At 74.2% G+C, this 26,250-nt stretch carries 23 protein-coding genes; 15 read left to right on the forward strand and 8 right to left on the reverse strand.

Translation table 11 applies throughout. From position 1 onward, the window contains the following. Positions 1 to 8: 8 nt before the first annotated feature. Entirely contained in the window at positions 9 to 737 is a 729-nt protein-coding gene (locus NUM_RS18175; RefSeq protein ID WP_225918664.1) for an alpha/beta fold hydrolase, read from the reverse strand. Positions 738 to 782: 45 nt separating this feature from the next. Further along, positions 783 to 1,559: an alpha/beta fold hydrolase gene (locus NUM_RS18180; protein ID WP_225918671.1), complete on the reverse strand. Its 777-nt coding sequence runs from the start codon at positions 1,557 to 1,559 to the stop codon at positions 783 to 785. A 120-nt stretch (positions 1,560 to 1,679) separates the two neighbouring features. Here NUM_RS18180 and NUM_RS18185 point away from each other — a divergent pair, with 120 nt between their 5' ends. The 5 genes from NUM_RS18185 (at position 1,680) to NUM_RS18205 (ending at position 6,941) form a co-directional block, all read left to right on the forward strand. After that, entirely contained in the window at positions 1,680 to 2,219 is a 540-nt protein-coding gene (locus tag NUM_RS18185) for a PadR family transcriptional regulator (protein WP_207126074.1), read from the forward strand. Positions 2,220 to 2,418: 199 nt separating this feature from the next. Next, positions 2,419 to 2,718 (forward strand): Asp-tRNA(Asn)/Glu-tRNA(Gln) amidotransferase subunit GatC, encoded by a 300-nt coding sequence (gene gatC / locus NUM_RS18190; RefSeq protein ID WP_207126075.1) that lies wholly within the window; start codon positions 2,419 to 2,421, stop codon positions 2,716 to 2,718. A gap of 125 nt (positions 2,719 to 2,843) precedes the next feature. After that, positions 2,844 to 4,337 (forward strand): Asp-tRNA(Asn)/Glu-tRNA(Gln) amidotransferase subunit GatA, encoded by a 1,494-nt coding sequence (gene gatA, locus NUM_RS18195; RefSeq protein WP_207126076.1) that lies wholly within the window; start codon positions 2,844 to 2,846, stop codon positions 4,335 to 4,337. A gap of 76 nt (positions 4,338 to 4,413) precedes the next feature. Next, positions 4,414 to 5,913 carry an Asp-tRNA(Asn)/Glu-tRNA(Gln) amidotransferase subunit GatB gene (gene gatB, locus NUM_RS18200; protein ID WP_207126077.1) on the forward strand — a complete coding sequence of 500 codons (1,500 nt, stop codon included), beginning with the start codon at positions 4,414 to 4,416 and terminating at the stop codon, positions 5,911 to 5,913. Between the two features lie 140 nt (positions 5,914 to 6,053). After that, positions 6,054 to 6,941, forward strand: a complete 888-nt coding sequence (locus tag NUM_RS18205; protein ID WP_207126078.1) for an SMP-30/gluconolactonase/LRE family protein — start codon at positions 6,054 to 6,056, stop codon at positions 6,939 to 6,941. 50 nt (positions 6,942 to 6,991) lie between these two features. Here the strand turns inward: NUM_RS18205 and NUM_RS18210 are convergent, their stop codons facing one another. Together NUM_RS18210 and NUM_RS18215 are read right to left on the reverse strand one after the other, a co-directional pair. Continuing rightward, entirely contained in the window at positions 6,992 to 8,605 is a 1,614-nt protein-coding gene (locus tag NUM_RS18210) for a metallophosphoesterase (protein ID WP_207126079.1), read from the reverse strand. 126 nt (positions 8,606 to 8,731) lie between these two features. Further along, positions 8,732 to 9,889 (reverse strand): PQQ-dependent sugar dehydrogenase, encoded by a 1,158-nt coding sequence (locus NUM_RS18215; protein ID WP_225918665.1) that lies wholly within the window; start codon positions 9,887 to 9,889, stop codon positions 8,732 to 8,734. A 150-nt stretch (positions 9,890 to 10,039) separates the two neighbouring features. Between NUM_RS18215 and NUM_RS18220 the strand changes: the two genes are divergently transcribed. Then, positions 10,040 to 10,978, forward strand: coding sequence for an NADP-dependent oxidoreductase (locus NUM_RS18220; protein WP_207126080.1), 939 nt, complete (start codon positions 10,040 to 10,042; stop codon positions 10,976 to 10,978). Positions 10,979 to 11,168: 190 nt separating this feature from the next. Continuing rightward, the gene (locus NUM_RS18225) at positions 11,169 to 12,185 is read left to right on the forward strand and encodes an alcohol dehydrogenase catalytic domain-containing protein (protein WP_225918666.1); all 1,017 of its coding nucleotides are present in this window, start codon (positions 11,169 to 11,171) and stop codon (positions 12,183 to 12,185) included. Between the two features lie 162 nt (positions 12,186 to 12,347). Here the strand turns inward: NUM_RS18225 and NUM_RS18230 are convergent, their stop codons facing one another. After that, positions 12,348 to 12,914, reverse strand: a complete 567-nt coding sequence (locus NUM_RS18230) for a PH domain-containing protein (protein WP_207126081.1) — start codon at positions 12,912 to 12,914, stop codon at positions 12,348 to 12,350. Between the two features lie 95 nt (positions 12,915 to 13,009). Next, entirely contained in the window at positions 13,010 to 13,690 is a 681-nt protein-coding gene (locus NUM_RS18235) for a PadR family transcriptional regulator (protein ID WP_225918667.1), read from the reverse strand. A 219-nt stretch (positions 13,691 to 13,909) separates the two neighbouring features. On the opposite strand from NUM_RS18235, the gene NUM_RS18240 reads away from it, so the two are divergent. The 3 genes from NUM_RS18240 (at position 13,910) to NUM_RS18250 (ending at position 20,029) form a co-directional block, all read left to right on the forward strand. Then, a complete protein-coding gene (locus NUM_RS18240; protein ID WP_207126082.1) occupies positions 13,910 to 16,594 on the forward strand; it encodes a putative bifunctional diguanylate cyclase/phosphodiesterase in 2,685 nt (894 codons plus the stop codon). Positions 16,595 to 16,811: 217 nt separating this feature from the next. After that, positions 16,812 to 18,251, forward strand: coding sequence for a beta-ketoacyl-[acyl-carrier-protein] synthase family protein (locus NUM_RS18245; protein WP_207126083.1), 1,440 nt, complete (start codon positions 16,812 to 16,814; stop codon positions 18,249 to 18,251). 125 nt (positions 18,252 to 18,376) lie between these two features. Beyond that, positions 18,377 to 20,029: a class I adenylate-forming enzyme family protein gene (locus tag NUM_RS18250; protein WP_207126084.1), complete on the forward strand. Its 1,653-nt coding sequence runs from the start codon at positions 18,377 to 18,379 to the stop codon at positions 20,027 to 20,029. A gap of 58 nt (positions 20,030 to 20,087) precedes the next feature. On the opposite strand, the gene NUM_RS18255 is transcribed toward NUM_RS18250, so the two are convergent. After that, positions 20,088 to 21,038: a helix-turn-helix domain-containing protein gene (locus NUM_RS18255; protein ID WP_207126085.1), complete on the reverse strand. Its 951-nt coding sequence runs from the start codon at positions 21,036 to 21,038 to the stop codon at positions 20,088 to 20,090. A gap of 176 nt (positions 21,039 to 21,214) precedes the next feature. Between NUM_RS18255 and NUM_RS18260 the strand changes: the two genes are divergently transcribed. The 4 genes from NUM_RS18260 to NUM_RS18275 all read left to right on the forward strand — a co-directional run bounded on the left by NUM_RS18260 (position 21,215) and on the right by NUM_RS18275 (position 24,229). Next, positions 21,215 to 21,985, forward strand: a complete 771-nt coding sequence (locus tag NUM_RS18260) for a G1 family glutamic endopeptidase (protein ID WP_207126086.1) — start codon at positions 21,215 to 21,217, stop codon at positions 21,983 to 21,985. A 171-nt stretch (positions 21,986 to 22,156) separates the two neighbouring features. Continuing rightward, positions 22,157 to 23,269: a WD40/YVTN/BNR-like repeat-containing protein gene (locus NUM_RS18265; RefSeq protein WP_207126087.1), complete on the forward strand. Its 1,113-nt coding sequence runs from the start codon at positions 22,157 to 22,159 to the stop codon at positions 23,267 to 23,269. Positions 23,270 to 23,274: 5 nt separating this feature from the next. Continuing rightward, positions 23,275 to 23,559, forward strand: a complete 285-nt coding sequence (locus tag NUM_RS18270) for a ubiquitin-like small modifier protein 1 (RefSeq protein ID WP_207126088.1) — start codon at positions 23,275 to 23,277, stop codon at positions 23,557 to 23,559. Positions 23,560 to 23,617: 58 nt separating this feature from the next. After that, on the forward strand, positions 23,618 to 24,229 hold the full coding sequence (locus tag NUM_RS18275) for a hypothetical protein (protein WP_207126089.1): 612 nt from the start codon (positions 23,618 to 23,620) through the stop codon (positions 24,227 to 24,229). A 72-nt stretch (positions 24,230 to 24,301) separates the two neighbouring features. Here NUM_RS18275 and NUM_RS18280 read toward each other — a convergent pair whose 3' ends face one another. Next, positions 24,302 to 25,294, reverse strand: coding sequence for a quinone oxidoreductase family protein (locus NUM_RS18280; protein WP_207126090.1), 993 nt, complete (start codon positions 25,292 to 25,294; stop codon positions 24,302 to 24,304). Between the two features lie 87 nt (positions 25,295 to 25,381). Between NUM_RS18280 and NUM_RS18285 the strand changes: the two genes are divergently transcribed. Further along, positions 25,382 to 26,242 (forward strand): TetR/AcrR family transcriptional regulator, encoded by an 861-nt coding sequence (locus NUM_RS18285; RefSeq protein ID WP_225918668.1) that lies wholly within the window; start codon positions 25,382 to 25,384, stop codon positions 26,240 to 26,242. The last annotated feature ends 8 nt before the right edge of the window (positions 26,243 to 26,250 follow it).

Below are 26,250 nucleotides of genomic sequence, written 5' to 3' on the forward strand. Positions count from 1 at the left end.
CGGTGCGGTCACCACGCCAGGGCGGCGGCGAAGCCGTCCGGGTTGTCGAGCATGACGTTGTGTCCCGCATCGGCGACCACCCGGACCTCGACGCCCGCCTCGGCCAGGGCGGCGGCGCCGGCCAGCGGGCCGCTGCGGGCGCCCTGCACGTACACGGTCGGCATCGGCAGTGCGGCGATCGTGCCGCGCAGGTCGGCGGCGCCGAGGGATCGTTCGCTGCGGTAGACCGCGACCGGGTCGGCGAGCCGCATGGTGGCGGCCCACTCCTCGCCGACCGCGGTCAGCGTCCGGGCGAACCCCTCGGCGGCGAAGGACGACTCGTCCCAGCCGTCGAGGCGGGGCCGCGGTGCCGGGTCGAGGTTGGCCTCGACCGCGACCAGCCGCGAGACCAGGCCGGGCCGGTGGGCGGCGAGCAGGACGGCGACCGAGCCGCCCATGCTGTGCGCCACCACCTCCGCGGCGCGCACGCCGGCCGCGTCCAGCGCGGCGGCCAGCATCCCGGCCTGGTCGGCCAGCGTGTACGAGAAGTCGGCCGGGCGGTCGCTGATCCCGTACCCCAGCAGGTCGACGAGCAGGGAGCACCGCCGCTCAGCGGCCGGATGCGTTGCGGTACCGGCGAAGTACGCCGGAGAGCTGGAGCCGAGGCCGTGCACGTACACCCGGGCCGGGTCGGCGCCGGGCAGTTCGACCCAGCGCATCCGCGCGTCGGGGCGTACCTGGGCGTGGCGGATGGTCATGCGGGTACCTGTCCTTCGGTGCCGGTCGGGTCGGTCGGGCGGTGGTCACAGCGTCGTCAGGAACTCGGCCACGGCGTCGTGGAACCGCGTCCGGTGGGTCAGGTAGAAGTCGTGCGTACCGTCGTCGATGGTGGCCAGGCGGGTGTTCGGCCGGTCGAGCATGCGTCGGGCGATGTCGTCGGGCACGATCGGGCTGGCGCCGCCGCGCAGCACCAGCGCCGGCTGGTCGCTCGCGTACCAGTCGGCCCAGTGCTCGCCGAACACCTGCCGCTTGACCTCGCGCATGTCGTCGGGGTGCCAGCGCAGCCGCCAGCCCTGGTCGGTCTCGACGGCGCCCTCCAGGAAGTGCAGCGGCTCGCCGAGGCTGACCCGGGCCTCGATCTCGGTGCGCAGCGCGTCGAGGCTGCCATACGTCTCGGGCAGCCCGTCGAGCCAGTCGCTGTCGTGCGGCGGCAGTTCGGCGGCCATGTCGACGACCACGAACGCGCGGACCAGGTCGGGCCGCCGGGCGGCGAGCTGGAACGCGTTGAGCCCGCCGAGCGAGTGGCCGACGAGCACGCAGGGCGCGAGGTCGAGGCGTTCGACGAGCGTGGCGGTGTCGGCGAGGAACGCCTCCCGGCCGTAGTCGGCGGCGCGGTCGGAGCGGCCGTGGCCGCGCTGGTCGGGCGCGACGATCCGCCAGTCGGGGCCGAGCCGGTCGGCGAGCGACAGGAACGGCCGCCCGCGGCCGAACGCCCCGTGCAGCGCGAGCAGCGGTCGGCCGGTGCCGCCGGTGTCGGCGTACGCGAGGCGGATCCCGTCGGGGGTGGTCAGGTGGTGCATGGCGGTCACGGCGTCCTCCGGTTGCCTCGAATCGAGGTGTAGTGCGCAGGACTCTAATAGAGGTAGGTCGGATCGAGTCAACTCGTTACGATGGTTTGTGAGCCGACCGACAGGAGGACCATGCTGAGCCTGTGCATCCTCGGGTTCCTCGCCGAGGAGCCGCTGCACGCGTACGAGCTGAGGTCGCGGATCTCCGGACTGTCCGGGCACGTCCGCCCGGTCAGCGACGGCGCGCTCTACCCGGCGATCAACCGGCTGCGCGCCGCCGGTCACCTCGACCGGCGCCAGGAGAAGGGCGTCGGTGCGACGCCCCGGCAGGTGCTGTCGCTCACCGAGGCCGGCCGGGAGGAACTGCTGCGCCGGCTGCGCGAACCGGCCGAGGTCGAGATCACCGACCGCAACTCGTTCTTCGTCCTGATGGCGTTCCTGTCGCACCTGCCGGACGTGGCCGACCAGCTCGCCGTGCTGCGTCGCCGGCTGGACTTCTCCTCGCAGCCGGCGAGCTTCTTCTACGACCGCGGCCGGCCCCGGCGCGCCGTCGAGATGACCGACCGGTACCGCCGGGGGATGCTGACCCTGGGCGCCGCCACCCGCAAGGCGGACAAGGAGTGGCTGCGGGCCACGATCGCCGAGCTGGAGGCCGAGCTGGACGGCCGGTAGTGGCCAGGCGCCGGCCCGACGGCCCGTGCGGGCCCCGTCGTCGGTGGGGCGAGCGAGGCGCCGGGCGGTGGACCGGGAGGAAGGGGGCTCCGGCGCCGCAATAGACTCGCGGGGACGCTGCGTAGCGGGTACGAATGCGCAGGTGGACCGGTGCCAGCCGGTCGAGATCACACCAGCCAAGACCGACAAGGAGCCAGTGATGGCCGCCATCTCCCGCGAGGAGGTCGCGCATCTCGCGCACCTCGCGCGGCTTGCCGTGACCGAGGACGAGCTGGACACGTTCGCCGGCCAGCTCGACCAGATCGTGTCCTCGGTGGCGCGGATCGGCGAGGTCGCCGCCGACGACATCCCGCCGACCTCGCACGCGGTGCCGTTGACCAACGTGATGCGCGCCGACGAGCCGCGCCCGGGACTCTCCCGCGAGGCGGCGCTGGCCGGCGCCCCGGCGGTCGAGAACGACCGGTTCCGGGTGCCGCAGATCCTGTCCGAGGAGGCCTGAGGTGCGCGAGCGGATCAGCGGCCCGACGGTGAGCGGAGAGCGGGCATGAGCGAGCGGCAGCGAGTGAATCATGGGCATCGTGCGTTCGTGCCTCATGTCCGGTCGGAGCGAAGCGGAGAGCGGGCATGAGCGAGCTGACCGGCCGGACGGCCGAGGAGCTGGGCGCGGCGATCGCCGCCGGTGAGACCTCCGCGGTCGAGGTGACCCGGGCCCACCTGGACCGCATCGACGCGGTGGACCCGGCCGTGCACGCGTTCCTGCACGTGGCCGGCGAGTCCGCGGTGGCGCAGGCGGCCGAGGTGGACCGGCGGATCGCGGCGGGGGAGAAGCTCGGCCCGCTGGCCGGGGTGCCGGTCGCGGTGAAGGACGTCGTCGTCACCCAGGACATGCCGACCACCGCCGGGTCGAAGATCCTGGAGCACTGGCTCCCGCCGTACGACGCGACCCTGGTGCGCAGGCTGCGCGAGGCGGGCCTGGTGGTGCTGGGCAAGACGAACATGGACGAGTTCGCGATGGGTTCGTCCACCGAATACTCCGCGTACGGGCCGACCCGCAACCCGTGGGACACCGGCCGGATCCCGGGCGGCTCCGGTGGCGGTTCGGCCGCCGCGGTCGCCGCCCGCGAGGCGCCGCTGGCCATCGGTACCGACACCGGCGGCTCGATCCGCCAGCCCGGCGCGGTGACCGGCACCGTCGGCGCGAAGCCCACCTACGGCGGCGTCTCCCGGTACGGGCTGATCGCGTTCTCCTCGTCGCTGGACCAGGCCGGCCCGGTGACCCGGACGGTGACCGACGCGGCGCTGCTGCACGAGGTCATCGGCGGCCACGACCGGTGCGACTCGACCAGCATCGACGCGCCGGTACCGCCGGTCGTCGAGGCGGCCCGCCGTGGCCTGACCGGCGACCTGACCGGGGTGAAGGTCGGCGTGGTGCGCGAGTTCGCCGCGGCGCAGGGCGCCGAGCCCGGCGTGGTGGCGGCCTTCGAGGCCGGCGTGCAGACGCTGACCAAGCTCGGCGCCGAGGTGGTCGAGGTCAGCTGCCCGCACTTCGAGTACGCGCTGCCGGCCTACTACCTGATCGCACCGAGCGAGTGCTCGTCGAACCTGGCCCGGTTCGACGGCGTGCGCTACGGCCTGCGGGTCGGTGACGACGGCAGCCGCGCGCTGGAGGAGGTCATGTCGCTGACCCGGGACCGCGGCTTCGGCCCGGAGGTCAAGCGGCGCGTCATCCTCGGCACGTACGCGCTGTCCGCCGGCTACTACGACGCGTTCTACGGCCAGGCGCAGAAGGTGCGCACGCTGGTCACCCGCGACTTCACCGCCGCGTTCGAGCAGGTGGACGTGCTGGCCGCGCCGACGACGCCGTTCGTGGCGTTCCCGTTCGGCTCGCGCACCGCCGACCCGACCCAGATGTACCTGGCGGATCTCTACACGATCCCGTCCAACCTGTACGGCGGACCGGCCATCTCCGTCCCTTGTGGACTGTCGGAGGGGCTGCCGGTGGGCCTGCAGATCATGGCGCCGACCATGGCCGACGACCGGATGTACCGGGTGGCCGCGGCGCTGGAGTCGACCCAGTCGCCGCGCCTCGCGGACCAGACCCCGGAGGTGACCGCATGAGCGAGCGTGCGCGAGCGAATCACGGGCATCGTGCCCTGCGGAGCCTCGTGAACGTTCCGACGAAGGAGGAACGCTCGTGAGCGTCGCAACGACGGACCTCGCCGACGTGCTCAGCCGGTACGAGGTGGTGCTGGGGCTGGAGGTGCACGTCGAGCTCGGCACCCGGACGAAGATGTTCTGCTCCTGCCCGACCACGTTCGGCGCCGAGCCGAACACCCAGATCTGCCCGGTGTGCCTGGGCATGCCCGGCGCGCTGCCGGTGGTCAACGCGGTCGGCGTCGAGTCCGCGATCAAGATCGGCCTGGCGCTGGGCTGCGACATCGCGCAGTGGTGCCGGTTCGCCCGGAAGAACTACTTCTACCCGGACATGCCGAAGAACTTCCAGACCAGCCAGTACGACGAGCCGATCTGCTTCGACGGCGCGATCGACGTGGACGTGGACGGCAAGCCCGTCACCGTCGCCATCGAGCGCGCGCACATGGAGGAGGACACCGGCAAGTCGCTGCACGTGGGCGGTGCCACCGGTCGCATCCACGGCGCGACGCACTCGCTGCTGGACTTCAACCGGGCCGGCATCCCGCTGGTGGAGATCGTCACCAAGCCGATCGTCGGCGCCGGTGCGGACGCGCCGGCGATCGCCCGGGCGTACGTGGCGGCGATCCGCGACATCGTCCGCGCGCTGGGCGTGTCCGACGCGCGGATGGACCAGGGCTCGATCCGGGCCGACGTGAACGTGTCGCTGATGCCGATCGGCGCGACCGAGTTCGGCACCCGGACCGAGACCAAGAACGTCAACTCGCTGCGCAGCGTGGAGCGTACGGTCCGGTTCGAGATGCTGCGGCAGGCCGAGGTGCTGGACGGCGGCGGCGTCATCCACCAGGAGACCCGGCACTTCAACGAGGCCACCGGCGAGACGATGGGCGGACGGGTCAAGGAGACCGCCACCGACTACCGGTACTTCCCGGAGCCGGACCTGGTGCCGCTCGCGCCCGAGCGGGAGTGGGTGGAGAAGCTGCGCGCCGAGCTGCCCGAGCTGCCGGCCGCGAAGCGGGCCCGGCTGCGGTCCGAGTGGGGCCTGTCCGAGCTGGACATGCAGGCCATCGACAACGCGGGGGCGTTCGACCTGATCGAGGCGACCGTGTCGGCCGGCGCGAGCCCGGAGTCGGCCCGCAAGTGGTGGCTGGGTGAGCTGTCCCGCTACGCCAACGAGCACGACGCCGAACTGGCCGAGCTGACCGCGACCCCGGCGCACGTCGCGGAACTGCAGTCGCTGGTGGACGGCGGCCGGCTGACCGACAAGCTGGCCCGCACCGTGCTGTCCGGCGTGCTGGCCGGCGAGGGCACCCCGGCCGAGGTGATGGCCGCCCGCAACCTGGAGGTCGTCAACGACACCGGCGCGCTGACCGCGGCGGTCGACGAGGCGATCGCGGCCAACCCGGACGTCGCCGCGAAGGTGCGCGACGGCAAGGTGGCCGCCGCCGGCGTCCTGGTCGGCGCGGTCATGAAGGCGACCCGCGGCCAGGCCGACGCCAAGTCGGTGCGCGAGCTGATCATCGCCCGGCTCACCGCCGAGTAGCCGTTCGCGGCGCCCGGCGCGCGGCCGGGTGGCCGAGCACACCGACGGCCCGGTGTCCCGCAGGGGATGCCGGGCCGTCGTCGTTGCGGCGCCCGGGTGGGATAGCGTGGCGGATCGTCGTCGACGCGCCTGGGGGGACCATGGCTGACCTCATCCGGACCGAGTTCGAGGTGCGCGACGAGCGGTTCCGCCCGGTCGGCGGGGACGAGTGGGTCGAGCGGCTGCACACCGGCTGCCGGTGGGTGGAGGGTCCGACGTATTTCCCGGCCGGGCGGTACCTGGTGTTCAGCGACATCCCGAACGACCGGATCCTGCGCTGGGACGAGACGACCGGTGCGGTCGGCGTCTTCCGGGCCCCGGCCGGGTACGCCAACGGGCACACCCGGGACGGGCAGGGCCGGCTGGTCAGCTGCGAGCAGGGCAACCGCCGGGTGACCCGGACCGAGCACGACGGCAGCATCACGGTGCTCGCCGATCGGTACCGGGGGCAGCGGTTCAACAGCCCGAACGACGTGGTGACGCATCCGGACGGTTCGGTCTGGTTCACCGACCCCGACTACGGCATCTCCAGCGACTACGAGGGCAACCGCGCGGACAGCGAGATCGGCGCCTGCCACGTGTACCGGCTCGATCCCGACGGCACCGTCCGGGTCGTCGCGGACGACTTCCACCGCCCCAACGGGCTGGCGTTCGACGCGGGCTGGTCGAGCCTGTACGTGGTCGACACGCCGCGCACGCACATCCGCCGGTTCGACGTGGCGGACGGGGCCCTGACCGGCGGAGAGGTGTTCGCCAGCTGCGACGCGGGGTCGTTCGACGGCATCCGGTTCGACGACGCGGGCCGGTTGTGGGCGGCCGCGCACGACGGGGTGCACTGCTTCGCCGCCGACGGCGAGCTGATCGGCAAGCTGCGGTTGCCGGAGATCGTCTCGAACCTCACGTTCGGCGGGCCGAAGCGCAACCACCTGTTCGTCACCGCCACCACCTCGCTGTACTCGTTGCGCCTCACCATCAACGGCCTGCGCTGACCGTCGGTGGGTCGGTAGGTCGGTGGCGCGACCGTCGGGCGGCGAGGCGGTCAGCGACGCGGGGTCGGTGACGACGAGCCGGACGGCGAGCCCGAGCCCGAACCGCTGGGGGAGGGCGACTGGCCGGGTCTGCCGTCCCCGATGATGTGCCGCTGCAGCGTCACCTCGGACTGGCCGGTGCCGCCGACGCTGATCTCGTCGTACGCCTTGAGCGCGTGCTCGGTGTCGAAGTAGAGCACCGACAGCTCCATCGGTGTCGGCGTCTTCGGCTCCAGCCCGCGCAGCCCGGCCGCGCCGGTCGACCCCTCCACCATCAGCTGGGTACCGCTGCCCAGGTTGCGGGTCTCCCGGTGGTGCAGGTGCCCGGCGAGCACCAGCGGTACGTTGCCGGCCAGCGCCGGCGCGGCACCGGGGTCGTGCACCAGCGCCACGTTCACCGGCGCGTCGACATGGTCCTTGTCGTACCCCTGGATGGTGCCGGCGAGCTGCCTGCCGGACTCCTCGACGGTGACGTCCCTCGGTTCCGGGTCGTTCGGGTTGGCCGGCTCGGTGTCCTTGTCCGGGGTGAACCGGGGGTCGCCGATGCCGGCGAAGGTGATCCCGTCGACCGTGCGCACCTGGTTCTCCAGGACGATCGCGCCCTGCTTGTGCACCGCCGCGGCGGTCGCCGCCGAGTCGTGGTTGCCGCGGATGTACACGTACGGCACCTTGATGTTCTTCACGTTGGCGATGTAGGCGTCCTCCTGCGTGGAGCCCCAGTCGACGATGTCGCCGGTGTCCACCACCAGGTCGATGTTGTACTGCTTGACGACCGTCTCGACCACACCCCAGGCGGCCGGGTTCAGGTGCATGTCGGAGATGTGCAGCACCCGGGTGGTGCCCTCGCTGGGCTCGTAGACCGGCAGGTTGGAGACCGTGCCGTACAGCTTGGCGACGTTGTCGACCAGCCGTTGCAGCTCCTTGGAGTACTGACCGTAGTTGTTCACGATGCTGCGGGCGTCGCCGACCACCGCCGGTGCCATGGTCAGCAGCCCCTCGTACCGCGGTTCCTCGATCGACTGCGGCCGGAACGAGGCGGCGGTCCAGGCGCCGGCACCGGCGAGCAGCAGCACCGACATCCCGGCCGCGATCGCGGTGCGCCGCCACCGGCGGAACACCAGCGCGTTCAGCACCACCCCGCCGAGCAGCGCCGAGGCGCCGGCCTGGATGGCGAGCAGCTCGATGCCGTGCTTGAGGTCGCCGATCGCGTGCTGGCTGGCCGCGGCGATCCCGTTCGGGTCGCTGACCAGCGCCTCGGCCCGCTTGCGGTCCAGCGAACCGAGGTTGATGGTCAGGTGCAGCGGACCGTCGTGGCTGTCCAGCGACAGCGACCCGAGCGGCGGGATCTGCACCTGGGTGTCGCCGACCAGGCTCGGGGTGATCGCCAGGTGGGCCTGGAACGGGCCCACCGCGGCCGACCGCTGACCGCCCAGCAGCAGCCCGCCGGCCATCCCGATCAGCGTCACCACCAGCATCAACAGGTACCGGCAGGTGACCCGTCCGGGCCGGCTGGACAGCGCCGCGCGGACCCGCCCGGCACCGGTGCGCAGCCGGCGGGTGACCGGTCGCAGCGCCTCGACGAGTCCCGCGGCGGGCGTCGCCACGCGGTCCTGGTCACTGGTCACGCTGAACTCCGTCGGGTTGGCGGCACGGCCGCCCCCATGGTGCCGCGAAGTGCGCACGGCCACCACTTCACACGCGGAGCACCCCGAGGTGCGGTGACCGACAGTGGCCGAGCGGGGCGCTCCGGGTCAGCTCTTGTCGACCTTGTTGCCGCCGGAGATCACCAGCCGCAGGATCCGGTCGTCGTCGCCGATCGGCGAGCCGCGACCGTCCTTGTTCGAGGTGGACACCCACAGCGTGCCGTCCGGCGCGGCCACCACGGCGCGCAGCCGACCGTACTGCTTGTCCAGCGTGTGCTGAGGTGCGCCGAGGACGCCGCCCTTGCCGTCGAGCTGCATCAGGTACACCCGCTGGCCGGCCAGGCAGCCGGTCACCAGGATCGAACCGGAGATCGCCGCGCCGGAGCAGGAGGCCTGCGACGGCTTGAAAATCTCCAGCGGGTTCGTGTACGCGGAGTTGCTGCTCTTGCCCTCGGCCTTCGGCCAGCCGTAGTTCCTGCCGGGCTTGATCAGGTTGACCTCGTCCCACTTGTCCTGGCCGAACTCGGTCGCGTACAGCCGCTTGCCGCGGTCCCAGGCGAGGCCCTGCACGTTGCGGTGCCCGTACGAGTAGACCAGCGAGTCGCCGAACGGGTTGCCCGGCGCCGGCTTGCCGTCGGTGGTCATCCGCAGGATCTTGCCGCCCAGGCTGGACTTGTCCTGCGCGTTGCTGGTCTGCGTGCCGTCGCCGGTGCCCGCGTACAGGTAGCCGTCCGGGCCGAAGGCGAGCGCGCCGCCGTTGTGCACCGACGAATGCGGGATGCCGGTGACGATCGGTTTCGGGGTACCACCGAGCTTGAGCTTGGCGATCCGGTTGTCGTCGGCGGTCGAGTAGTAGACGAAGACCGTCTTGTCGGTCTTGTACTTCGGCGAGACCGCGATGCCCAGCAGCCCGCCCTCGCCGTCGTGCACCGACTCCTTGATCGTCTGTACGGTCGTCGGCTTCGCCACGCTGCCGCCGCTGGACTTCAGCTTGAGGATCCTGCCGCTGTCCCGCTCGGTGACCAGCGCCGTACCGTCGGGCAGGAACGCGATGCCCCACGGCACGGTCAGCCGCTTCGCGATCACCTGCACGGTCGCGCCGCCGTCGTCGGAGTCCGACGACACCGACGGGCTCGGCAGCTTCGGCGGGGTGCCCTGGTCTTCCTCGTTCGGCGGCCCGAACGCGCAGCCGGTGCTGGCCAGCACGGTGAGCAGTCCGGCGAGTCCGGCGGCCGCCAGCCGCCGGCGGAGGGCGTGGGTCGTCACCCCGCCAGCCTAGGACCCGCGCCTGAGCACCGCCTGACCGCCTGCGGGCGGGCTCGGCGGCCGGATGGGCAGGCTCGATTCGCCCCGCTCCGACCGGCGCGCTATGGTTCGACGGGCATCGAACATGCGGATGGTCGTGGAGGTACCTCGATGAAGGTCGTCGGTGTGACCGAGTTCGGCGGGCCGGAACAGCTGCGCGTCGTCGACGTGCCGGAGCCGCACGCCGGCCCGGGCCAGGTACGCATTCGGGTCGCGGCAGCCGCCGTCAACCCGACCGACACCCTGCTGCGCGCCGGCGGCCAGCGCTCCCGGCTCGCCGCGCAGACCCCGCCGTACGTGCCGGGGATGGACGCCGCGGGCACCGTCGACGAGGTCGGTACCGGCGTCACCGGGCGCGCGGTCGGCGAGCAGGTGATGGCCATCGCCGTACCGGCGAGCCCGACCAAGGGCGCCTACGCCGAACTGCTCGTGGTGCCCGCCGCGCAGGCGGTGCCGGTACCCGCCGGTGCGAGCCTGGTCGAGGCGGCCACCATCCCGATGAACGGGCTGACCACCGTGCTCGCGCTCGACGCGCTCGCGCTGCGGCCGGGCGACACCCTCGCGGTGACCGGCGCCGCCGGCGCCGTCGGCGGGTACGCCGTCCAGCTCGGCCGCGACCGTGGGCTGCGGGTGCTCGCCGACGCGGCGCCGGCGGACACCGCGCTGGTCACCGCGCTCGGCGCGGACGTCGTGGTGGCCCGCGGCGACGACGTGGCGCAGCGGTTCCGGGCCGAGGCCCCGGCCGGCGTGCCGGGCCTGATCGACGCGGCCGTGCTGGACGAGCTGATCGTGCCCGCGGTGGCCGACGGCGGCGGCATCGCCTCGGTGCGGTACTGGGAGGGCGAGCCGGGGCGCGGGATCGGCGTGCACCGGATCATGGTCGCCGCCTCGGCGCACCGCACCGACCTGCTCGACGGGCTGCGCCGGGCGGTCGAGGCCGGCGTGCTCACCGCGCGGGTCGCCGACACGTACCCGGCGGAGCGGGCCGCCGACGCGCACCGCCGGCTGGCCGCCGGCGGCACCCGCGGCCGCCTCGTCCTCACCTTCTGACCGGCCGGACCTTCTGACCGGCCGCCGGCACCGGTGCTCGGCCGTCCGGGGTCGATGCTCCGTCGTCCGGGACCGGTGCTCCGCCGCCCGGCGTCGGTGCTCCGTTGTCCGGGATCGGTGCTCGGCCGTCCCGGGATCGGTACTCGCCGTCCTGGGAGTGGGGTGATCGCCCGGGCGGTACGGTCGCGGCATGTGCTCCGCCCCGGCCGGCATGCCGGCCGCGTTCATCGAGCGGCTCGGCGGCCCGGACGTCATCCGGTACGGGACGCTGCCGGTCCCGGCGATCGGCGGGACCGACGTGCTGGTCCGGCCGGAGGCGGTCGCCGTCGATCCGGTCGACGCGTTCGTCCGCTCCGGCGCGTACCGCACGTCGACGCCGTTCCCGTTCGTGCTCGGCCGTGACCTGGTCGGTACGGTCGTCGCGGCGGGTGCCGGCGCGGCGGGCTTCCGGCCGGGCGACCGGGTCTGGTGCGGCAGCCTGGGCCACGCCGGCCGCCAGGGCGCGACCAGCGGTTTCGCTGCGGTGGCGGCCGACCGGCTGTACCCGCTGCCCGACGCCGGGCGCGATCCGGTCGCGGCGGTGGCCGCGGTCCACCCGGCGCTGACCGCGTGGCTCGCCCTGCACCGGCACGCCGACCTCGTCGCCGGCGAGACGGTGCTGGTCGGCGGCGGCGCCGGCAACGTGGGTACCGCGCTGCTCCGGCTCGCCGCCGACGCCGGTGCCCGGGTGCTCGCCACCGCGCGGCCGGACGACTTCGACCGGTGCCGCCGGCACGGCGCCGCCGACTGCGTCGACTACCGCGACCCGGACCGATACGCGCGGATCGAAGCGCTCGCGCCGGACGGCGTGCAGGTCTGGATCGACACGTCCGGCCGGCACGACCTGCCGGCGACCGTACCGCTGCTGGCGCACCGGGCCCGGGTGGTGCTGCTGGCCGGCCTCGGCGACGCCGCGGACGTACCGCTGCCGGTGGGCGCGGTGTACACCCGGGACGTGCGGCTGGTGGGGTTCGCGATCAGCAACGCCGGCACCGCCGAACTCGCCGCGGCGGCACGCGGTGTCGCCGCCCTGCTCGGCACCGACCGGCTCGCGGTACGGGTCGGCCCGGTGCTGCCGTTCGGTCAGGCGGCGCGGGCGCACCGGATGCTCGCCGGTACCGAGCCTCGCCCGGCCCCGGGCCGCATCGTGCTGGTCCCGGACGCGTGATCCTGCTGATCGTTGCGCCTGCGTCGGTCTCGTTGCGGGCACGTGCCTCGCGCCGGTCCGGACTCGGGACCGGGCCGGTCGCGGCCGGCCGAGCGTGCCGACCGGTCGCTGCACGGACCCGGCAGCGGGGCGTCGTCGAACGAGCGGGCGGGCAGAGCCCGGTCAGCGGGTGGAGGCCGACGGTCGTGCACCGCCGCCGGCGGCCGGCGCCGAGTCGTCGTCGGACGCCGCCGCGTCGGTGGCCTCGGCGTCGGTGGCGTCGGCTTCGGTGGCGTCGGCTTCGGGGGTCACCGTGTCGGTGGACCGTTCGGCCGGCTCGACGGGCTCGTCGGCGTCCTCGCCGTCGGCTTCGGCGGCCGGGCCGGCGCCGGCCACCTGCAGGCCGAGCGTCTCGGCGAGCACCGGCACCCGGGTACCGGGCACCGCGGGCAGCCACACCGTGCGGTCGTCGGCGAGTACCGCGCTGACCCGCTGGTGGGTGATGGTGAAGCCGCGGATGTCGGTCGGTTCGATGGCGCGGGACCCGACCGGCCACCGCACCACCAGCCGCCCGCCGCGCACGTCCACGCCGGCCCGCCAGCCCCACACCAGCACGGCGAACGGGACGAGCAGAACGAAGGCGAAGGGCCACCCCGCGACGGTGAGCGGGACCGTGCCGCACAGCGCCACGAACGCCGCGATCGGCAGGGCCGCGTTGTAGCGGAAGCGGGCGGTCACGTCTGTTGCCACGTGGCCCATCGTCGCACTCCGGCCGGACGGTGCGGTAGCCGACCCGGTGCGGGCCGGGACACCCCCGGGCCCCCGGCCCGCACCTCGGTCCCGGTTCAGTCGTCGGCGTCGCCGGCGAGGATGCGGTAGATGTCCCGGCGTGCCCGGTCGAGCACCCGCCGGGCGGCGTCGACCGCCTCGGGCGTACCGGCGTGCACCACCTGGCCGGTCGCGGCGTGCACCGCGGCGAGCGACTGCCACAGCTCGGTCGGCTCGTCCGACGCGGCCTCGGCGGCGTTGGCGAACGGTGCGGCCAGCTCGTCCGGGTGCTCGTCCACGTAGGCCCGGCCGGCGTCGGTGAGGGCGAACTCGCGTCGCCGGGCGCTGCCCGACTCCTCGACCAGTTCCTCGTCGGTCAGCTGGGACAGCGCCGGATAGACCGAGCCGGGGCTCGGCCGCCAGACGCCGCCGGAGCGGCGCCCGATCTCCCGGATCAGCTGGTACCCGTTGCGCGGCTGCTCGGCGAGCAGCGCGAGGACGGCGGCGCGCACGTCACCGCGCCGGACCCGGGCGCCGCGTCGCGGACCGCCCGGGCCGAACCCCGGCCCGTAGCCGCCGAAGCCCGGCCCGCCGAACCCGGGGCCGGGTGGGCCGAAGCCGGGAGGTGCGGGCGGCGGGCCGAAGCCGGGCCCGGGCGGCGAGCCGGGCGGCATCGGCGGCATCGGTGGCATCGGCGGGACGCCGTCGGCGGCAGCGGCGGCCGGATGCAGCGGGTGCGGCCGGTGGTGAGGGAACATGTGCGCCTCCTCGATTGCTCGGAACAGTTCGCGATGGCTCAACGATATATCGCGATGATCGGCCTGTCGAGGGTTCCTGCAAACGTGACCGGAACCACGCGTTCCCCGACTCGTTGTCACCTGTGTCGGTGACTGTGCACCCGACAGGGGGAACGCGAGCGTGGGCCGCACGCCGCGCCCGGCGCGCACGCGGGCCTCGCGGAGAGGGGTTGACGGCGGATGACGACGACGGCCATCTCGCGGGCGTTGCGACACCCCGGCTGGTCGACGGCCGCCTGGGTGCTCCTGTCGGTCGCCCCGGTGGTGTACGGCTGGGCCATCCTGGCGGCGCTCGCCGGCGTGCTGCCGGCCCGCGCCGCGCTCGCCGCGATCGGCGCCGGTCCGGTGCTGTGCGCCGTGCTGCTGGTGCGGCTCGCCCTGGTGTTGCCGCACGGTGCCTGCCGGGGCGCCGGCATGCTCGCGCTGGGTTCGCTGGCCGCCGGGGCCGCGTTGATCGTGCTCGCCGCCGTACCGCACGGCTGGGGTGCCCGGTTGCTGGCGGTCGGTTTCACCGTCTCGGCCACGCTGTGCCTGCTCGGCCTGCTGATGCTGCCCGGCACGGCGCCGAACTGGCGGATCCGGCTGCGCCGCCTGCTGGACGGGTTCGGCATCGGGATCAGCGTGTTCTACGCGGCCTGGCTGCTCGTGATCGTGCCGCTGGAGGGCGACGGGCTCGGCCCGTCCGGCCCCCGGGTGCTGCTCGCCGTCCTCGTCTGGCTGGTCGCGGCGGTGTCGCTGGCCTGCACGGTGCTCATCGCCGCCCGCGCCTTCCGGTACCGGCGGGCCGCGCTCGCGTGCGGCGCCGGTGTCGCGCTGGTGTTGCTGGGCCAGGCGGTTCTGGTGGTGCTGGTGCTGCTGCACGCCGCCCCGGCCGCGCTGTTCGCGGCCGCCGCCGGCACCGTGGTCGGGCCGGCGCTGCTCTTCCTCGGCGCGTCCCGCAGCGGCTCGCGCACCGACACCGCCGGCGTGACCCAGCCCAGCTCGTTCGCCGGGATGCCGCTGCTGTCGGTGCCCGTCGCGCTGGCCGTGGTCGCCACCGTCTACCACCTCGCCACCGTGGGCACCTTCGGCACCTACTCGGCCGGGGTGGCGGTGCTGGTGGTGCTCACGGTGGCCGGCCGGGAGGCGTTCGCGGTGTTCGACGTGCGCTGCTACGCCGCCGAACTGGCCGAGCAGGAGGCCCGGTTCCGGTCCATCGTGGCCGGTTCCGACGACGTGACGATGGTGCTGGACGAGAGCCTGATCGTGCGGTGGCAGTCGCCGGCCGCGGCCCGCCGGTTCGGGCTGTCCGACGCCGAGGTCCTGGGCCGCCCGTTCAGCGCGCTGTTCCACCCGGAGGACGCGCCGTCGCTGGCCGAGCAGCTGCGCGAGCTGCTGGTCGACCCGCCGGACGCCCGGGTGCTGGTCAGCGGCCGGCTCCGGGACGGCTTCGGTACCTGGCGGTTCACCGAGTCCAGCGCGACCGACCACCGGGACGAACCGGCGGTGGCCGGCGTGGTGGTGCACCTGCGCGACGTCAGCGCGAACCGCGAGCTGACCCACCAGGTCAGCCGGTTGACCTACACCGACCCGCTGACCGGGTTGCCGAACCGGCGGGCGCTGCTGCGTACCCTTGCCGAGCTGCGCGACCGGCCACGCCCGTGGCGCGGCTGCGTACTGGTGCTCGACCTGTCCGGGGTGCAGGAGGTCAACGAGACCCGCGGCCGGGAGGTCGGCGACGCGGTACTGGTCGAGGTGGCGCGGCGGCTGCGCGCGGCGCTGGCCCCCGACCACGTGCTCGCCCGGCTCGGCGGCGACGAGTTCGCGGTACTGGTCGGCTGCGCGCCGGCGACCGCGGACGGCGTGGCGGCCCGGCTGATCGGCGTGCTGGCCGAGCCGTACGCGGTGGGCGGCGGCCGGGTGCTGCTCGGGGCCTGCGCCGGGGTGGCCGAGTTCGCCCCGAGCGCCACCCCGGACGAGCTGGTGGCCGGCGCGGACGTGGCGATGCGGCGGGCGAAGACGTTGGGCGGCAACCAGTCGCAGCGCTACGACGAGTCGCTGGAGGTGCAGCTGATGCGTCGCTCGATGCTGACCGCGGAGCTGCCCGGCGCGGACCGGCGCGGCGAGCTCGACCTGCTGTACCAGCCGATCGTGGCGGTCGGCGACCGGCACCCGGTCGCGGTGGAGGCGCTGCTGCGCTGGCGGCACCCGCAGCTGGGCACGGTCGGCCCGGAGGAGTTCGTGCCGATCGCGGAGGCGGCCGGGCTGATCGACGAGATCGGCGGCTGGGTGCTGCACCAGGCGTGCCGGCGGGTCGCCGCCTGGCGCGACGACGACCGGCCGGTGCAGGTGGCGGTGAACCTCTCGGCGGTCCAGCTGCGCGAGCCGGACTTCGTCGCCCAGGTCGCCGCGGTCCTCGACGCGTACGAGGTGCCGCCGGAGGCACTGATCGTGGAGGCCGGCGAGGCGGACGTGGTCGCCGACGTGCCCGCCGCGGTACGCACCCTGGGCGGGCTGCGGGCGCTCGGCGTGCGGGTGGCGCTGGACGACTTCGGCACCGGGCACAGCGCGCTGACCTACCTGCGCCGGCTGCCGGTCGACATCCTGAAGGCCGATCGCGCGCTGATCGCCGAGCCGGTCAGCCCGGGTTCACCGGCCGCGCCGCTGGCCGAGATCGTGGTACGCCTCGGCGAGCGGCTCGGCATGGCGGTGGTGGCGGAGGGCGTCGAGACCGCCGAGCAGCTGGCCGCGCTGGCCGCGGCGGGCTGCGGCTACGCCCAGGGGTACCTGTTCGGTCGGCCGATGCCGGTGGAGCACGTGGAGGCGTTCTTCGACCTGCACTCCGACGGCGTGCCCCGGGTGATCGGCCCGTCCACTGTGGACTGATTGGTTGCCCCGGGCCGCACCCGGGCCGCTCGGTCTCCCGGGTGCCGGGATCATCCTCGCGTGCCCGACTTGTCGGCCATGCGAAGGCTACGGGCGTGACAAGTTGTACCCGCGTCGAGGGTCCCGAGAGCCGTTCGCGCGGGTAACGTCCGGAGAAACTGCATGTCCGGCGGGTCGAGGAAGGAAGTCGCGCGATGCCGAAGGCGAGCAGGCGGCCATGACCGCCGCCGGATCCGCCGCGGGCGCGTCCCGCGGCGTCGTCGTCACCGGCTTCGGCGCGGTGACCCCGGTCGGCAACGACCGGGAGAGCACCTGGCGTGCGCTGCTCGCCGGCCGGTCCGGCGTCGGCCCGATCACCGCGTTCGACCCGGCCGGGGCACCGGTCCGGATCGCCGCCGAGGTGCGTGACTTCGATCCGGCCGAGGTGCTGACCGGCAAGCGGTTGCGCCGCTCGGCCCGGTTCACCCAGTTCGCGGTCGCCGCGGCGCGCGAGGCGGTCGCCGACGCCGGCCTGCGGATCGGCACCCCGGTGCCGGCCGGGGGACCCGAGCCGGCGTACCCGGTCGCGCGCGACGCGGCTGCGGCTGGGCCGGCGGGCGCCGCCGGCGCGGCCGGGCCGGCGGCGCCCGCCGGTCCGGGGCCCTCGGGTGGCGCGGTCCCGGCCGCCGGTCCGGGCGGCCCGGATCCCGGCGCCGGGGCGGTACCGGCGGAGCGGGTCGGGGTGATCGTCAACGCCGCGGTGGCCGGGTTCGACACGATCGAGGGCGCGACCCGGCAGCTACTCGCCGGCGACCAGCGGCACATCTCGCCATACTTCGTGGCCTCGTCGCTGACCAACATGCCGGCCTGCGAGGTGGCCATCGACCTCGGCGTGCACGGGCCGGTGACGGCGAGCGCGCTGGCCTGCGCGAGCGGGCTGTACGCGTTCGTCGAGGCGCGGCGGCTGATCGCCGCCGGCGAGGCGGACGTGGTGATCTGCGGTGGCACCGACGCGGCGATCACCCCGGTGATGTTCGCCGGGCTCGAAAGGATGGGCGCGCTGTCGAAGCGCAACGACGACCCGGCGGCGGCGAGCCGGCCGTTCGACGCCGAGCGGGACGGCTTCGTGTTCGGCGAGGGCGCGGTGCTCGCGGTGGTGGAGTCGGCCGAGCACGCGGCCCGGCGCGGCGCCACGCCGTACGCGACGCTCGCCGGCGGTGCGCTGACCGCGGACGCGTTCCACGTCAGCGCACCGGATCCGACCGCGGCGCAGGCGACCGCGGCGATCACCGGCGTGCTGCGCAACGCCGACGTCAAGCCCGACGAGGTCGACTACGTGTGCGCGCACGGCACCGGTACCAGGGCGAACGACCGGACCGAGACGATGGCGCTGCGCGCCGCGTTCGGCTCGGCCGCCGACCGGCTCGCGGTCTCCAGCCCGAAGTCGATGGTCGGCCACCTGATCGGCGCGGCCGGCGCGCTCGGCGCGCTGGTCTGCGCGCTCGCGATCCGGGACGGCCGGGTGCCGCCGACGATCAACCTGGACACCCCGGACCCGGAGTGCGACCTCGACTACGTACCGCACGTGGCCCGGACGGTGCCGGTGTCCGCGGCGATCGCGGACGCGTTCGGCTTCGGCGGCCAGAACTGCGTCGCGGTCTTCACCCGCCCCGAATGACTCCGACAGTGGCGTCGCCGGCCCGTCCGGCGGCGCCGGCCCGACCGATCCCCGAGCACGTCCGGCGGCGCCGGACGGCTGGTTACCGCCGGCGGCGCCGGCCCGAATGGTGGTGAGAGGCAACCGTGTCCTACACCTACGACCCGACCGCCTACCGTGCGGTCTTCGAGCAGCACTTCACGTTCCTGGCCGGCTTCTGGCGCAACGTGCACCGGTTCGCCGACGAGCTCGCGCTGCACGACACCGCCCGCGACCGCAGCTTCACGTACGCGCAGCTGGGTGCCGAGGTGAACCGGCTCGCCGCGGGCCTCGCCGCGCGTGGCGTGGCGCCCGGTGACGTGCTGGTCTTCCAGCTGTTCAACGGCAGCGAGTTCGCCCTGTGCTACCTCGCCGCGCAGCAGCTCGGCGCGATCGCGGCACCGATCAACTTCCGGTTCTCCGCCGGCGAGACCGCGCACGTGCTCGACGACAGCGAACCCGTCGGCTACGTGTTCGACGCGGCCATCGCGCCGATGGCCGTCGCGGCCCTGGAACGCGCCGGGCATGTCCCGGCGATCGTCGCGGCGGCGACCGCGGAGGCGCCCGCACCCGACGGGATCACCGCGTTCGACGACCTGCTCGCCGACGGGCTGCCGGCCGACGGTACGGCACCGGCGCACCCGGCCGGCGCGTTCGACGAGACGGTGCGGCTGTACACCTCCGGTACCACCGGGATGCCGAAGGGCGTGTCGCTGCCCAGCGTCGCCGAGGTGCTCACCGCGCACGACGTGATCATGCACTTCCCGCTGGACCCGACCGACCGGACGCTGAACATGACGCCCTGGTTCCACCGCGGCGGCATCTCACCCGGCGGCCCGAACGCGATCTTCTACGCCGGCGCCGCCGGGGTCACGATGCGCAGGTTCGACCCGGAGCTGTGCCTGGACATGGTCGCCGAGCACGGCCTGACGTACCTGATCGGGGCGCCGACCAACCTCGCGATGCTGGCCGACGCGCAGGAGAAGAACCCGCGTGACCTGTCCACCCTGCGCGGCGTGGTGACGATGGGGGCGCCGCTGGAGCGGGCCGCCTGCCTGCGCTACCAGCAGGTGCTCACGCCGCGCATCTTCAACGGGTACGGCACCACCGAGGCGTTCTGGAACACCTTCCTGCGCCCCGGCGACCTGCCCGAGCACGCCGGCAGCGCCGGTCGGGCCTGCACCGACGACGACGTCGCCGTGGTCCGGGTGTACGACGACCGGCCGACCGACCCGACCGACACGGTGGCGAAGGACGGCAGCGAGACCGGCGAGATCATCATGCGTTCGGTCAAGTCCGGCTACTCGTACGTCAACAACGACGCCGAACAGGCCGCCCGGTTCCGGGACGGCTGGCTGTACTCCGGTGACCTGGGCACCTGGGACGCGCAGGAGTTCGTCACGGTCGTCGGCCGGCGCGACGACATGATCATCTCCGGCGGCGAGAATGTGCACCCGGTGCAGGTCGAGGAGGTGCTCAACGAGCACCCGCTGGTGGCCGACTCGATCGTGGTCGGTGTCCCGGACGAGCGCTGGGGCCAGCTGGTCGTCGCGTACGTGCAGCCCTCGGCCGACGGGCTGACCGCGGCCGAGTGCGACCGGCACTGCCGGGAGCATCCGATGCTGGCCGACTTCAAGCGCCCCCGGGCGTACCGGTTCGTCGACGAGCTGCCGCGCACCGCCACCGGCAAGAAGATGCACTACCGGATCCGCGCCGAACTGGCCGACCCGGCCGCCCTCGTGCTGCTGGAACGGCCCTGATCGGCCGAGCGGCGCCGACCACTGCTCTGAGCGGCACCGGCCGGCCCGGCGGTGTGGCTCAGAGCAGGCCGGTGCGGGCGGCCTGCAGGCCCGCCTGGAAGCGGTTTCCGGCGCCGAGCCGGTCCATCAGGCCGCGCACCCGGCGCTGCACCGTACGCAGGCCGAGGCCCAGGTGCGCGGCGATCCGCTCGTCGGTGAGCCCGGTGGCGAGCAGCGCGAGTACCTGCCGGTCGGCCTCGGAGAGGTCGTCCGGCGCGGTCTGGCCGCCGGTGCTGCTCGCCCGGCCGGCGTCGCCGAACGGCACCGCGCGCTGCCAGTACGAGTCGAAGGTGGCGACCAGCGCGTCGAGCAGCGAGCACGGCCGGACCACCATCGCGCGCTCCACCTCGGTGCCCTCGCTGACCGGTACCATCGCCCACCGGCGGTCCACGATCAGCAGCTTGAACGGCAGGTCGGGCAGGATCCGGGCCTGCTCGCCGGCACTCTTCAGGGTGTCCACATCGGACAGTCGGCCGGGCATGGTGAGCGCGGGTCGCGCGTACACGGCGCGGTAGCGCACCCGCTGGCCCAGGCTCGCGAGCTCCATCCCGAGATCGCGCACCGGCACCACGTACGGCGGCTTGTCGAAGCCGAGGATCTCCTTGCGGGCGCAGCGAACCAGCTGCTCGTAGCGCAGCGACACCTGCTCGCTGCCGGCCACCAGCTCGACCGGATCCGGGCTGCCGACCTGGCGGTAGCGCAGCAGCAGCGGCTCGACCGCCGCCCGGGCCCGGCGCAGCAGCTCCTCCTGCCGGTGCGCGAGCAGCTCGACCGCGACGTCCGGCGCGACCGCGGTACAGCCGGGGCCGGGCAGCAGCAGTCCCGCCTCGCGCAGCTCGCCGATCGCGGCGCCGACGGCGTCCGGATCCCGGTCCGACCGGGTCAGCGCGTCCGGGCGGGCGCCGGGCCGCTCCAGCAGCTCCAGGTAGAGCTGCTCGGCCGCGGTGGACAGTCCCAACGTCTCGAACATGACTTCCTCCCGAACGCCATCGCCGGTGGCGTCCCACCGGCCACTGCGATCCCGGCGGGATGCCGCCGCCGACACCTTCCCGCCGCGTACCGCTGTTCCGCCCACCCGCCCGGAACGACAAGATGCGACATGTCACCTTTCGTCCATCTTGTGGACCTCGGCACAAGGAGGGGCAGATGCCCAACCGTATTCTGTTACGGCTCGCCGGTGTGGGGATGGCCGCCGCCCTGGCGGTCGCCGCCATCGTGACCGGCCCCGCCGCCGCGACTGCCGGCCCCGCCGGCTCTGCTGGCTCTGGCGGTACCGCCGGCTACGGGCCGGTCACCCCGAACCTGACCGACAACCTGTGGGGCGGGTACGTCGCGCAGGGCAGCGGGTTCGGCTCGATCAGCGGCTCGTGGGTGGAGCCGGACGCGAGCTGCACCTCCAGCCAGGACATGTACGCCCCGTGGGTCGGCATCGACGGCTACGGCTCGCAGACCGTCGAGCAGACCGGGGTGGAGACCAACTGCCAGAACGGCTATCCGGCCTACCGCGCCTGGTACGAGATGTATCCCGCGGCGCCCGTCTACTGGAGCGACCCGGTCAGCCCCGGTGACACCATGACCGGCAGCGTCACCGCGACCGGTGGCGGCGGGTACCAGATCACCCTCACCGACCGGACCGCCGGCTGGACCGAGCAGACCACCCAGTACCTGAACGGGCAGAACGTCAGCGCCGAGGCGGTCATCGAGTCGCCGACCGGCAGCTACCCCTCGTTCGCCGAGCTGGACTTCTCCAGCATCACGGTCAACGGCCAGGTGTTCGACGCGTACTCGCCGCAGGGGCTGGACTCCGGCGGCTACACGCCCGGCCCGCTGTCCAACGGCTCGTTCAGCATGACCCCCGGCGGCTGGTCCTGGCCGCCGTCGGCGCACCACCACGTCTCCGGCCCGGTGCGGTACTGAGCCCCACGACCACCCTCGATCCCCACGCCTCGCGCGGCGGTACCCACCGGTGCCGTCGCGCGAGGTCGCTCGTTCGGGCGAAAGCTGTCGGGGACCCGGCGCATACTGGCGGCCACGTTTCGGGCACGCCGGGCCGCGGCGACGCGGTCACCGGCGGGAGAGGTGACCACGATGACAGCACAGCACGGTTCGGCCGCCGGCACCGTCGCGCTGGCGATCGGCACCGGCAAGGGGCTGTTCCTTGCCACCAGCGGCGACCGGAGCCACTGGGAGTTCACCGGACCGCACTTCCCGATGCATGCGGTCTACGCGACGATGATCGACACCCGCGGCGACCGGCCCCGCATCCTGGCCGGGACGGCGAGCCAGCACTGGGGGCCGGGGGTCTCGGTCAGCGACGACCTCGGCGCGACCTGGCAGGAGCCGGCCGACGCGCCGATCGCCTTCCCGGACGACACCGGGGCCAGCCTGGAACAGGTGTGGCAACTCGCTCCCGGCCCGGCCAACCAACCCGACGTCGTCTACGCCGGAGTCCAGCCGTCGGCGCTGTTCCGGTCGGACGACGGTGGCCGCAGCTTCCGGTTCGTCCGGGGCCTGTGGGACCACCCGCACCGGCCGGAGTGGACGCCGGGCTTCGGCGGCAAGGCGGTGCACACCGTGCTGCCGCATCCGCGCGAGGCCGACCGCGTCGTGGTGGCGATGTCCACCGGCGGCGTCTATCGCACCACCGACGGCGGGGCCAGCTGGCAGGCCAGCAACCAGGGCATCCGGGCGAAGTTCCTGCCGGACGAGTACCCGGAGTTCGGTCAGTGCGTGCACAAGGTGGCGCGCCACCCGGCCCGCCCCGACCAGTTGTTCGCCCAGAACCACCACGGCGTGTACCGCAGCGACGACGGCGGCGCGGCGTGGACCTCGATCGCCGCGGGGCTGCCGTCCGACTTCGGCTTCGCGATGGTGTCGCATCCGCACCGGCCGGGCGTGGTCTACAACTTCCCGATCCAGGCCGACGAGTACCGCATCCCGCCGGACGCGGCCTGCCGGGTGTACCGCAGCGACGACGCGGGTGGCAGCTGGACCGCACTCACCGAGGGCCTGCCGCAGCAGCGGTTCTACCCGACGGTGCTGCGCGACGCGATGGGCGTGGACGACGCGCCGGTGCCCGGCGTCTACTTCGGCACCCGGTCCGGCGAGCTGTTCGCGAGCCCGGACGAGGGCGAGCACTGGCAGCAGATCGCGGCACACCTGCCCGACGTGCTGTGCGTCCGCGCGGCCGTGGTGGGGTGAGGACGATGGCCGTCACCGTGCTGCTGCCCGGTGTGCTGCGGGCCGACGCCGGCGGCTTCGGTCACCTGTCCCTCGACCTGCCGCCGGACGCCACCCTGCGCGGGGCGCTCGACCAGCTGGCCGCGAGCTACCCGCGGCTGGACCGTCGCCTCCGGGACGAGCGGGGCACCCTGCGCCGCTACGTGAACCTCTACGTCAACGGTGCGGAATGCCGCGGTCTCGCCGGCCTCGACACCCCCGTCCCGGCGGGCGCCGAACTGCACGTGATCCCGTCGGTGGCCGGCGGCTGAGTGCGTCGATTGACGGAGGTGCCGACCGCCGCTCGCTTCTACCGTGGAGGTCGCGGGGGTGAGCGGAATGTTCATGCAGATCATCCAGGGCAAGGTCGGTGACGCCGGCGCGACGATGGCAACGCTGGAACGGTGGCACCAGGAGGTCGAGCCGGGTGCCACCGGCTTCCTCGGCTCGACGTACGGGATCAGCGACGACGGCACCTGCGTCATCGCGGTCCGGTTCGAGTCCGCCGAGGCGGCCGAGCGCAACAGCCGGCGTGCCGAGCAGTCGCAGTGGTGGGCGCGGATGGAGCGCAACTTCGTCGACGGGGCCACGTTCCACGACTGCGACGACGTGACGATGCTGCTGTCCGGTGGTCGGGACGACGCCGGGTTCGTCCAGGTGATCCAGGGTCGCGTGCACGGCCGGGAGCGGCTGCACACGCTGGTGGAGCAGTCCGGTGACCTGCTCTCCCGATACCGTCCCGATGTCGTGGGCGCCACCGTGGCCATCGACGCGGACGGCTGTTTCACCGAGACGGTGGCGTTCACCAGCGAGGCGGCCGCACGGGAGGCGGAGCGCGCGCCGCGGCCGCCGGACGCCGCGCGGGTCATCGACGAGGAGATGTCCCACCTGGACGACGTCCACTACATCGACCTGCGCGAGCCGAGGTTCGTCTCGGGTTGAGCGCTGCCGGCCGACGCGGCACCGGGCGTCCTCGGTGCGCCGGTCGGCGCTCGGGCGCACGGGTGCGGCGGGTCAGGGCACCAGGATGATCTTGCCGGTGTTCCCGCCGGCCTCCAGCCGACGGTGCGCCTCGGCGGCGTCGGCGAGCGGCAGCACGCTGTCGATCAGCGGCCGGATCCGCTTGCGCGCCAACCGGTCCAGCACCTCGCCGCGGGCCGCCAGGGTGGTGTCGTACCAGGCGCCGTCGCCGGGCGCGCCGCTGCATCCAATCAGGGTCAGGCCGCGCGGCAGCAGGTCCTCGGCGCCGATCGCGGCCGGCTGGTCGGACAGGTTGCCGTACAGCAGGATCCGGCCGCCGGGTGCCATCGCGGCGAGCAGCGCGCCCGCCGAGGCGCCGCCGATCGACTCGAAGACCACGTCGAGGCCGCGTCGTCCGTCGGCGCGGGCGAGCTCGGCGACCCGGTCGGGCCAGCCGGGTCGGCGATGGTCGACGGCCGCGTCGGCACCGAGCGCCAGGGCGTGCTCCCGTTTGGCGGCGGTACCGGCGGTGGCGACGATCCGGCCGGCACCGGCCTCGGCGGCGAACTGCAGCAGGTAGCCGCCGACCGCCCCGGCCGCGGCCTCGACCAGGAGCTGCTCGCCGCCGGTCAACCGGGCGGTACGGATCAGGGCGAGCGCCACCGCCCCCTGGGTGGCGACGGCGACGGCGTCGAGCGCCGAGACGCCGTCGGGCAGCCGGACCACGCCGGCGGCCGGCACCGTCAGGTACTCGGCGTAGCTGCCGCTGCCGCCCACCGCCATGGCGGCGACGCGGGTACCGATCAGGGCGGTGTCGACGTCGGGTCCGGCCCCGGCGATCACGCCGGCCGCCTCGAACCCGGGTACCGCGGGCAGGTCCGCCGGCATGCCGGGCAGCGTGCCGGCGCGCAGCCGGGTCTCGGCGAAGTGGGTGCCGATGGCCTCGGTGCGCACCAGCACCTCGCCGCGGCCGGGCTCGGGTACCGGGAGGTCCGCGGGTTGCAGGACGTCGGGGTCGCCGGTCCGGCGCAGCACGATCGCACGCATATGCTTCTCCTTCGAGAGCAGAGTCAAGCGGACCAACGGTCCGGTTGACTGCGACGATACTATCCGGACTGATGGTCCGCTAGTGGGGTGTGCGTGGTGGTCGGCGTCGAGCGGGCGGACGCGGCCCGCAACCGTGCGGCGATCCTGCGCGCCACCGAGGAACTGCTCGCCCGCGAGGACGCCGAGCACGTCTCGGTCGACGCGGTCGCGGCCGCGGCGGGGGTGGGCAAGGGTACGGTCTTCCGGCGGTTCGGCAGCCGCGCCGGCCTGCTCCGGGCGCTGGTGGACGAGCGCATGGACGACCTGTCCCGGCGGATCCGCACCGGACCGCCGCCGCTCGGCCCGGGTGCGCCCGCCGTCGACCGGCTGACCGCGTTCTTCGACGCCGTGGTCGACGTGGCCAGCCGCAACAGCGCGCTGATCTCCGCGTACGAGTACGCCGCCGCCGGCCCGCAACGATCCGCCGCCGCGCAGGCCGCCGGCCCGCAACGATCCGCGGCCGCGCGCGCCGCCGCGGGTACCCCCGGGAACGACGACCCGACGCTGCCCGCCACCAACGGCGGTCCGGCCGGCGCCGGCCCCGGCAGCGACCCGGCCGGCACCACCGCCGGTCCCGGCACTCCCGCCGGTCCCGGCACTCCCGCCGGTCCCGGCAGCACCGCCGGTCCCGGCAGCACCGCCGGTCCCGGCAGCGACCCGGCCGGCAGCACTGCCGGTACGACCGCGACGCAGGCCGCCACCGACGCCTACGCCTGGTGGTACGAGCACCTCACCGCGCTGATCGCCGAGGCCCGCCCGGACCTGGACGCCGAACTGGTCGGGCACGTGCTGCTCGGCTCGCTGCACGCGCCGCCGATCCGGACGCTGCTCGCCGACGGCTCGGCCGACCGGGTCCGGGACACCATGCGCCGCCTGGTCACCGACCTGCTCGCGGCCCCGCGCCGCTGACCGCGGCG

This window comes from Actinocatenispora comari, assembly GCF_017312725.1.
GTDB lineage: Bacteria > Actinomycetota > Actinomycetes > Mycobacteriales > Micromonosporaceae > Actinocatenispora > Actinocatenispora comari.

Bases quoted from the DNA above. Each gene is read 5' to 3' on its own strand.
- NUM_RS18175 (WP_225918664.1), bottom strand. From the start codon at position 737: ATGACCATCCGCCACGCCCAGGTACGCCCCGACGCGCGGATGCGCTGG.
- NUM_RS18180 (WP_225918671.1), bottom strand. From the start codon at position 1,559: ATGCACCACCTGACCACCCCCGACGGGATCCGCCTCGCGTACGCCGAC.
- NUM_RS18185 (WP_207126074.1), top strand. From the start codon at position 1,680: ATGCTGAGCCTGTGCATCCTCGGGTTCCTCGCCGAGGAGCCGCTGCAC.
- gatC (WP_207126075.1), top strand. From the start codon at position 2,419: ATGGCCGCCATCTCCCGCGAGGAGGTCGCGCATCTCGCGCACCTCGCG.
- gatA (WP_207126076.1), top strand. From the start codon at position 2,844: ATGAGCGAGCTGACCGGCCGGACGGCCGAGGAGCTGGGCGCGGCGATC.
- NUM_RS18205 (WP_207126078.1), top strand. From the start codon at position 6,054: ATGGCTGACCTCATCCGGACCGAGTTCGAGGTGCGCGACGAGCGGTTC.
- NUM_RS18220 (WP_207126080.1), top strand. From the start codon at position 10,040: ATGAAGGTCGTCGGTGTGACCGAGTTCGGCGGGCCGGAACAGCTGCGC.
- NUM_RS18225 (WP_225918666.1), top strand. From the start codon at position 11,169: ATGTGCTCCGCCCCGGCCGGCATGCCGGCCGCGTTCATCGAGCGGCTC.
- NUM_RS18235 (WP_225918667.1), bottom strand. From the start codon at position 13,690: ATGTTCCCTCACCACCGGCCGCACCCGCTGCATCCGGCCGCCGCTGCC.
- NUM_RS18240 (WP_207126082.1), top strand. From the start codon at position 13,910: ATGACGACGACGGCCATCTCGCGGGCGTTGCGACACCCCGGCTGGTCG.
- NUM_RS18245 (WP_207126083.1), top strand. From the start codon at position 16,812: ATGACCGCCGCCGGATCCGCCGCGGGCGCGTCCCGCGGCGTCGTCGTC.
- NUM_RS18255 (WP_207126085.1), bottom strand. From the start codon at position 21,038: ATGTTCGAGACGTTGGGACTGTCCACCGCGGCCGAGCAGCTCTACCTG.
- NUM_RS18260 (WP_207126086.1), top strand. From the start codon at position 21,215: ATGCCCAACCGTATTCTGTTACGGCTCGCCGGTGTGGGGATGGCCGCC.
- NUM_RS18265 (WP_207126087.1), top strand. From the start codon at position 22,157: ATGACAGCACAGCACGGTTCGGCCGCCGGCACCGTCGCGCTGGCGATC.
- NUM_RS18270 (WP_207126088.1), top strand. From the start codon at position 23,275: ATGGCCGTCACCGTGCTGCTGCCCGGTGTGCTGCGGGCCGACGCCGGC.
- NUM_RS18280 (WP_207126090.1), bottom strand. From the start codon at position 25,294: ATGCGTGCGATCGTGCTGCGCCGGACCGGCGACCCCGACGTCCTGCAA.